General features: G+C 75.3%; 7 protein-coding genes and 1 pseudogene. 5 read left to right on the top strand and 3 right to left on the bottom strand.

What is annotated here, in order from left to right; translation table 11 throughout:
- The 5 genes and pseudogenes from KSNIM_RS11350 to KSNIM_RS11330 form a co-directional block, all read left to right on the top strand.
- Nucleotides 1–272 (top strand): annotated as a pseudogene (locus KSNIM_RS11350) (hypothetical protein); the annotation flags it as partial.
- Nucleotides 269–1,279: a segregation and condensation protein A gene (locus tag KSNIM_RS11345; RefSeq protein WP_263107902.1), complete on the top strand. Its 1,011-nt coding sequence runs from the start codon at nucleotides 269–271 to the stop codon at nucleotides 1,277–1,279. The pseudogene KSNIM_RS11350 and the gene KSNIM_RS11345, both read left to right, overlap by 4 nt.
- A 392-nt stretch (nucleotides 1,280–1,671) precedes the next feature.
- Nucleotides 1,672–2,235, top strand: a complete 564-nt coding sequence (gene scpB, locus KSNIM_RS11340; protein WP_411543857.1) for an SMC-Scp complex subunit ScpB — start codon at nucleotides 1,672–1,674, stop codon at nucleotides 2,233–2,235.
- 87 nt (nucleotides 2,236–2,322) lie between these two features.
- Entirely contained in the window at nucleotides 2,323–3,570 is a 1,248-nt protein-coding gene (locus tag KSNIM_RS11335; RefSeq protein ID WP_263103125.1) for a pseudouridine synthase, read from the top strand.
- Between the two features lie 209 nt (nucleotides 3,571–3,779).
- A complete protein-coding gene (locus tag KSNIM_RS11330; protein ID WP_263103124.1) occupies nucleotides 3,780–4,760 on the top strand; it encodes a helix-turn-helix domain-containing protein in 981 nt (326 codons plus the stop codon).
- Between the two features lie 25 nt (nucleotides 4,761–4,785).
- Here the strand turns inward: KSNIM_RS11330 and KSNIM_RS11325 are convergent, their stop codons facing one another.
- From KSNIM_RS11325 to KSNIM_RS11315, 3 genes are all read right to left on the bottom strand, one after another.
- Complete coding sequence (locus tag KSNIM_RS11325; RefSeq protein WP_263103123.1) at nucleotides 4,786–5,148, bottom strand: DUF952 domain-containing protein; 363 nt, start codon at nucleotides 5,146–5,148, stop codon at nucleotides 4,786–4,788.
- A gap of 47 nt (nucleotides 5,149–5,195) precedes the next feature.
- A complete protein-coding gene (locus tag KSNIM_RS11320; protein WP_263103122.1) occupies nucleotides 5,196–6,797 on the bottom strand; it encodes a mucoidy inhibitor MuiA family protein in 1,602 nt (533 codons plus the stop codon).
- 2 nt (nucleotides 6,798–6,799) lie between these two features.
- The coding region (locus KSNIM_RS11315; protein ID WP_263103121.1) for a DUF4139 domain-containing protein at nucleotides 6,800–7,864 on the bottom strand (1,065 nt) is incomplete at its 5' end.

Here is a 7,864-nt window from a genome sequence, read left to right as displayed (position 1 = left end):
AGGAGCAGACCGACGCCGCCCGCCGGCCCCGCCCGCGCGGCCGTGCCGCCCGCCGGCCCACCGGCCGCGAACGGCACGACGAGAAGATCACGGTCTACGTCTCCGCCGAGGAGCTGATGGACCTGGAGCACGCCCGGCTGGTGCTGCGCGGCGAGCACGGCCTCGCCGTCGACCGCGGCCGCGTCGTCCGGGAGGCCATCTCCGTCGTCCTGGCGGACCTGGAGCAGCGGGGCGAGGCGAGCATCCTGGTGCGGCGGCTGCGCGGCCGCTGAGGCCTGCAGAAGGCCCCCTCGGCCCCGACCGGGCACCCGCCCCGCCCCGCGCGGGCGTGTCGGGCGCCCCGGGGGGTGGTACGGCGACCGGCCCGGGTGAAGATGGTCCGGTCATGACGAGCGCGCCCGAGCCCCCCGAGCCGGCCGCCCCCGCCCTGCCGGCCGGTGCCGGACCGGGCGAGGAGCGCGGCGGCTTCCGGGTGCGGCTGGACAACTTCGAGGGCCCGTTCGACCTCCTGCTCAGCCTGATCGCCAAGCACCGGCTGGACGTCACCGAGGTGGCGCTCTCCAGGGTCACCGACGAGTTCGTCGCGCACATCCGGGCGATGGGCCCGGACTGGGACCTCGACGCGGCGACCGAGTTCCTGGTGGTCGCCGCCACCCTGCTCGATCTCAAGGCGGCCCGGCTGCTGCCCGCCGCCGAGATCGAGGACGAGGAGGACCTCGCCCTTCTGGAGGCCCGCGACCTGCTCTTCGCCCGGCTGCTGCAGTACCGGGCCTACAAGCAGGCGGCCGCCCTGTTCGCCGAGCGCTGGGCGGCCGAGCTGCTGCAGCGCCCCCGCACGGTCGGCCTGGAGCCGCACCACGCGCTGCTGCTGCCCGAGGTGGTGATCACCGTCGGCCCGGAGGGGTTCGCCAGGCTCGCCGCCCGGGCGATGGCGCCCAAGCCGAAGCCGGTGGTCTACGTCGACCACATCCACACCCCGCCGGTGAGCGTCCGCGAGCAGGCCGAGGTCGTCGTTGACCGGCTCACCGCGCTCGGCAGCGCCACCTTCGGCAGGCTGGTGGAGGACGCCGACAACACGCTGGTCGTGGTGGCCCGCTTCCTCGCACTGCTGGAGCTGTACCGGGAGAAGGTGCTCGACTTCGAGCAGCCGGACGCCCTGGGCGAGCTGCTGGTGCACTGGGTCGCCGACACCGGTCTGCGGGTCGAGGTGACCGACGAGTTCGACCGCCCGCCCGGTGACGGCGCGGACGGCCGCAGCAAGGACGGAGAACCGCAGTGAACGCTGAGCAGCCGCGCCCCTCCCGGCGCACCCTCGGCCTCCCCGGCCAGGCCCGCCCCGACGAGTGGCTGGAGCCCGCCTACGCGACCGACGGCGAGGCCGCGGGCGAGGGCGAGGCCGCCGTGGCGGAGCCCGCGCCCGTGCCCGCACCCACGGCCGCGCCCGTGCCCGTCCTGCCGGCGCCGGCGGCGTCGGCCGTGGAACCGGCCGTGGAGCGGCCGCACATCCCGGCGCCCGCTGCGGAGCCGGCCGCGGACACCTCCGAGCCCGAACCGATGCCCGACCCGGCGCCACTGCCCGTGCCCGAGCCGCAGCCCGAGCCGGAGCCGGAACTACCCGAGGAGTCCGGCGCCCGCGGCGTGCCGCTGCGGGCCGCGCTGGAGGCGATCCTGATGGTCGTCGACGAGCCCGCCACCGAGACGCACCTCGCCGCCGTCCTGGAGCGGCCGCGCGCCGAGGTCCTGGCCGCGCTGCGCGAACTCTCCGCCGAGTACACCGCCCAGGGCCGCGGCTTCGACCTGCGCAACGTCGCCGGCGGCTGGCGCTTCTACACCCGCGCCGACTGCGCGGCGGCCGTCGACCGCTTCGTCCTGGACGGCCAGCAGGCCCGCCTCACCCAGGCCGCGCTGGAGACGCTCGCGGTCGTCGCGTACCGGCAGCCGGTGTCGCGCAGCCGGGTCTCCGCAGTACGGGGTGTGAACTGTGACGGCGTGATGCGTACCCTGGTACAGCGAGGACTGGTGGAAGAGACCGGCTCCGAGCCCGAAACAGGTGCGATCCTGTATCGGACGACGAACTACTTCCTGGAACGGACGGGGCTGCGAGGCCTGGACGAGCTGCCCGAGCTCGCGCCCTTCCTGCCCGAGGTCGACGACGTGGAAGCGGAGTCCCTGGAGGGCACGATGATCGCGGAGGCGGTGGCCGCCGCCCGCGCGGCCGACGGCGAGAACGCCTGACGGTCCCGCGTCCGATCGGTGAGGGGGCGGTGAGGTCGGCCGGCACGACACGCACTCCCACGACGGACACGACGTACGGACATTTTGATGCGCAGCAGTGGCAACGGCAGGAACAACAGCGGCGGACAGGGCCGGGGAGGCCAGGGACGCGGCGGACAGGGCGGGGGCCGGAGCGGCGGCGGCTCGCGCGGCGGGTCGCCCTACGGCGGCGGGTCCTCGTACGGCGGCTCGCGCGGCGGTTCGTCGTACGGCTCGTCCTCCGGCGGCCGGGGCGGCTCGTCCTCGCAGGGGGGGCGCCGCGACGACCGCCGTGACGACAGGCGGGACGACCGCCGCGACGACCGCCGGTACCCGGACCGCCCGCTGCGCCCCGAGGAGCGGCGCTACGACCGCCCCGAGTACGGCGGCGGGCCGAACGCCACCCCCGGCCGCAGCGGCTTCGCAGCGCGCCGTCCGGGCGCCGCGCCCAAGCCGCGCCGTGAGGGCCAGGGCGCCCCGGGCGACCCGCGCCGCCAGCCGCAGCGCTCCCGCGAGCTCCAGGCCAAGATCGAGGACGCGGTGCTCGCCCGGCACGACAAGCCGGCCGTGAAGACCCCCAAGACCTTCGGCGAGCCCGAGGGCGAGCGCCTGCAGAAGGTGCTCGCGCGGGCCGGCATGGGCAGCCGCCGGGCCTGCGAGGAGCTCATCGAGCAGGGCCGGGTCGAGGTCAACGGCAAGCGGGTCACCGAGCAGGGCAAGCGGGTCGACCCGGCCAACGACGAGATCAAGGTCGACGGCCTGACCGTCGCCACCCAGTCCTACCTGTTCTTCGCACTGAACAAGCCCGCCGGCGTCGTGTCCACCATGGAGGACCCGGACGGCCGCCAGTGCCTCGGCGACTACGTCACCAACCGCGAGACCCGGCTCTTCCACGTCGGCCGCCTCGACACCGAGACCGAGGGCATCATCCTGCTCACCAACCACGGAGAGCTGGCCCACCGCCTCACCCACCCGAAGTACGGCGTCACCAAGACCTACCTGGCCGCGATCCAGGGCCCGATCCCGCGCGACCTCGGCAAGCAGCTCGCGAAGGGCGTGGAGCTGGAGGACGGCTGGGCCCGCGCCGACTCCTTCAAGGTGGTCTCCAACGTCGGCAAGAACTACCTGGTCGAGGTGACCCTGCACGAGGGCCGCAAGCACATCGTGCGCCGGATGCTCTCCGAGGTCGGCTTCCCGGTGGAGAAGCTGGTCCGCACCCACTTCGGCCCGATCGCGCTCGGCGACCAGAAGTCGGGCTGGCTGCGCCGCCTCACGAACCCCGAGGTCGGACAGCTGATGCGCGAGGTCGGCCTGTAACGGCAGGCCGTGGCCGAACCTTCGAATCGAAGGCCTCCCCGCCGTTCGGCGGGGAGGCCTTCCGGCTCATCGGGGGGGACCCCGTGTGAACCTGGACGCACCGCCTTGTCATGATGTGGATCTGTGGCGCAGGATGGCCACCGGACAGCGGCTCGACGAGTGGCGGAACTGCGCCACGGGGCCACTGGCCGCATGGGGGAAGGAGCGGCGTGCTCGACGCATTCGGAGCGCTCGGCCTCGGACGGCCGGACGGACAGGTGTACGCGGCCCTGGTGGTCTCGCCGCAGTCCACCGCCGAGGAGCTGGCCGGGCAGTGCGACCTGACACTGCAACAGAGCCAGGACGCCCTCGACCGGTTGGCCGAGCAGGGCATGGCCACCCGGGCCCCGGTCGACCGGGAACGCTACCTCGCGGTCGCGCCCGACGTCGCCATCGGCACCCTGATCGGCCACCGCGAGGCGGAGCTGCGCAGCGCCCGTGCGGAGATGCACCGGCTGATGGACGCCTTCCGCGAGGCGTCCCGGTACACCGACCCGGCGCACTCCGTCGAGGTGCTCACCGGCGGCGAGGCGATCGCCCAGCGTCTGGAGCACCTGGTCGACAGCACCCAGTACCAGGTGCGCGGCTTCGACTGCCCGCCCTACATCCAGGACCCGGTCGCCCAGATGCCCCGGCAGCGGGCCAAGCTCAAGGCGGGCGTGCGCTTCCGCACCGTGTACGACAAGGACGCGGTGGCCTGGCCGGGCCGGCTGGAGAAGGAGATCCTCATCGGCGTCGAGGACGGCGAGGAGGCCCGCGTCCGCCCCGTGCTGCCGATGAAGATGATGATGTCGGACGACAAGATGGCGATCATCCCGATCACCGTCGGCGACAGCGTCCTGGACGCCGCCTACGTCATCCACCCCTCGGCGCTGCTGCAGGCCCTGGACGCGCTGTTCGAGGCCGAGTGGGAGCGCGCCGTGCCGCTGCAGGCGGCGATCGGCGACGGCGAGGCCGACACCGGCCCCGAGGCCGACCACCGCAAGCTGCTCGGCCTGCTCGCCGCCGGCCTGACCGACGAGTCGATCGCCCGGTCCCTCGGCTGGAGCGCCCGCACCACCCAGCGACGGCTGCAGAGCCTGATGCGCCAGCTCGGCGCCACCACCCGCTTCCAGGCGGGCATGGCGGCCCGCGAGCGCGGCTGGCTCTGACCGCCGCCGCCCGGGAGGGCCCGGCTCAGCTCCAGGGGAGCAGCCGGGCCCAGCGGCCGTCCGCGCCGCGCTCGACCTTCTCCAGGCCGATCACCGCCGTCCGGTTCAGCCGGCCGTAGATGTGCGGGAAGAGCACACCCGGCGTCGCGCCCTCCGGCGGCGGGCCGGAGGGCGCCTCCCACTTCACCATCGGCTCGACCAGCTTCTCCTCGATCAGCAGCGCCATCAGCGGATCCGGCGTGTCGGCGAAGAAGAGGTTCGCGACGGCCAGCACCGTCTGCTCGTCGGCCGAGCAGTGGATGAAACCGTCGGTGAGCAGCGAGGCGGCCGCGTACGGCCGCCCCGGGTCGCGCAGCCAGTCGTCCAGCGGGGCGAGATGGTAGATCATGGGTCATTTCTACCGGAGTTGACGGGACAAATCCGGCTGGACCGGGCTCACAGCCCCGCCACCTTCGACGCCGCCGACACCTCGTACACGAGCGTGAGGGTCCGTCGGCCGCCGGGCGGCAGCGGCACGTCCCAGCGGGCGACGCCCTCCGCGTCCAGCTCGTCCGGTGCCGGCGAGCAGGCCTCCTTGCGCAGCTTCACCTCCACCGAGGACACCTCGGAGACCGGGATCCGCTCGCGCACCGTCACCACCTGCTCGTCCCGCTCCTGGGGCGCGGAGAACCGCGACAGGTGCAGCCGCACCGTCCGCGTGACCACCGTCCGACCGGTGATCCCCGTCGTGCCGCGGCTCTCCTCGGTCTCCCGAACCACCCGGTGGCCGTCCGAACTGCCGAAGGCCAGCTCCGCCGCGGCCCCCGGAGCGGTGAACCGCAGCTCACCGCGGCCGGTGAACCCACTGCCCTGCACCAGGTCGACCGGCCCGGCCAGCAGCGCGTGCCCCGCGTCGTTGCGGAACCGCACCACCCGGGTGACCAGCGGCGACAGCTCCGGCACGGCCGCGAACTCACTGCTCGCCGCGGTCTCGAACACGGTCAGCGGGATCCGGTGCGCCCGCCCGTCGGCCGGCACCGACGCCGGCGACGACGCCCGCAGCACCCGCACCTCGCCGCCGTCGTCCACGCCCGGCAGCCCGTCCGCGGACGGGCCGGTCGTGCCGATCTCCTCCTCGCGCAGCTCCACCTCGACCGTCCGGCGCTCCTCCGCGGTGCGCTCCCGCAGGCTCAGCACGTCCTCGGTCAGCCGCGGCGGCTCCGAGGCGAGCGCCGAACGGGCCGTGGAGAACGTCAGCCGCGCCCCCGACCAGTCCTCGCCGGTGCGCTGCCACACCACCGCCTCGGTCTCCAGCACCAGCCGCCCGCCCGCCAGCGAGGCCCGGTAGGCCGGCCGCCACAGCGCGCACGGCGTCAGATGGCCCACCCTCAGCTCCGCCCGGCCCGACGCCTCCGCCTCCACCGTCACCTCGACGTGGGCGAACAGCTCCGCCGGCTCCTGCTCGGCCGCGTCCAGCGCCCGCCGAGCCGCCGCCAGGTCCTCGGCCAGCTCCTCCAGCCGCGCCCGGGACACCCGCAGCTTCTCGCCGCACGCGTCGCGCTCGCCGTCGATCCGGTCGAGCTCGCGGCCCCAGCGGCTGCGCTCCAGCTCGCCGCGGCCGGCGCCCTCGCCGATCTCCCGCAGCAGATCGGCGGCGAGCTGCCCGAGCAGCGCCAGCCGGGCCTCCAGCCGCTCCCGGACCCGGGTCTCGGCCTGCTGCTCCTGCTCCAGGGCGTGCACCCGGTGCCGCAGCTCCGAGTCCTCGCCGGTGGGCGGCAGCGGGGCGCGCGGCACCCAGCTGCGCACCACCCGGGCGTCCAGCACCCGGACGCCCCCGCCGCCGGGCGCCTCCGCGCGCAGGGTGCGGTCCACGGCGAGGGCGGACACCGGGCCGAGCCGCAGCCGGCTGACCCCCGCGGGCAGGTCGACCACGGCGGTGCGCTCGACGTGCGCGCGGTCCTCCAGGCAGGTCACCGCCGTCACCGGCAGCGGGTGGTCGGCCGCGGGGGTCTTCGGCAGCGGCCCGTCCGGGAACGGGGCGATGGATGTGTCGGTCATGGTCAGCTCCTCCGGTTGCCGCCGACGACGGCCTTGCCGGCCGGGATGCGGATCTCGTAGCCGCCGTCGAGTTCGGCGGTGCCGTCGGCGGGCAGCTCCACCCGCCAGCGCCGGGTGCTCGGCGGGTAGGCGTCGGACGGCCGGTCGGGCGCGGTCCAGGTGCCGCGTTCCTCGATCCGCACGTCCTGGTCGGCGGAGACCGGCACCCGTTCGCGCACCTCCACGGTGACGGGGTGCGGCAGCCGGTTGGCCAGCTCCACGTGGATCCGGTGGTCCAGCACCGTCGTGTTGTTGAGCATGCCCGCGGTGGACTCCCGCATCTCGGTGCGCCGGGCCACCCGCACCGCCTCCGCCCGGCCGAGGCCGACCCGGCGGGCGCCGCCCGCGGCCAGCGTCGGCAGCGCAGCGGTCAGCAGGAAGTCGCCGTCCACGGTGACCTCCACCGGCCCGGCCAGCAGCGCCGAGGCCGTGGCATTGGTGAGCACCAGCGTCCCGTACACCACCTCCTCGACGGCCGGCACGCACACGTACTCGGTGCGCAGCGAGACCGGCACCTCCCCGACGGTGACGGTGTGCCAGGTGCCGTCCGAGGGCACGTCGGCCCGCGCCGCCGCGTCGTACCGCTGGTCGAAGGAGCCCGCCGACACCCGCGGCCGCACCGCGTGCGCGGGCAGCGCGAGCCCCGCCACCGACTCGGCGAGGTTCCGCGACTCCGTGGCCGCCGGGTCGTGCACCGCCCCGGGGAACAGCAGGCCGCGCCGGTGCTTCGGCCGGTCGGGACCGTCCAGCACCAGGCCGGCGTAGTCCAGCTGCGCCTGCGAAGGACCCGGCAGCGGCGGCGGCGCCACCGGTTCGGGCTCCGCCTCGAAGGCGGGCGCCGGAGCCGAGCGGAACCCGCCGCCGGCCATCCCGCGCATCCGGGGGGCGGCCGCCACCGGCGCCGGCGGCGGCATCGCCCCCGGCGGCTGCGGCGCCGCGCCGTACGCCTGGACGGACGGCGCCGGCATCGGGAAGGCCTGCGGCGCGGCACCCGGAGCGGGCGGCGGAGGCGGCGGAGGCGCCGCGAA

It is taken from the genome of Kitasatospora sp. DSM 101779, assembly GCF_025655475.1.
In the GTDB taxonomy this organism is placed as follows: Bacteria; Actinomycetota; Actinomycetes; order Streptomycetales; family Streptomycetaceae; genus Kitasatospora.
This window is presented reverse-complemented; position numbering and strand designations above follow the sequence as displayed.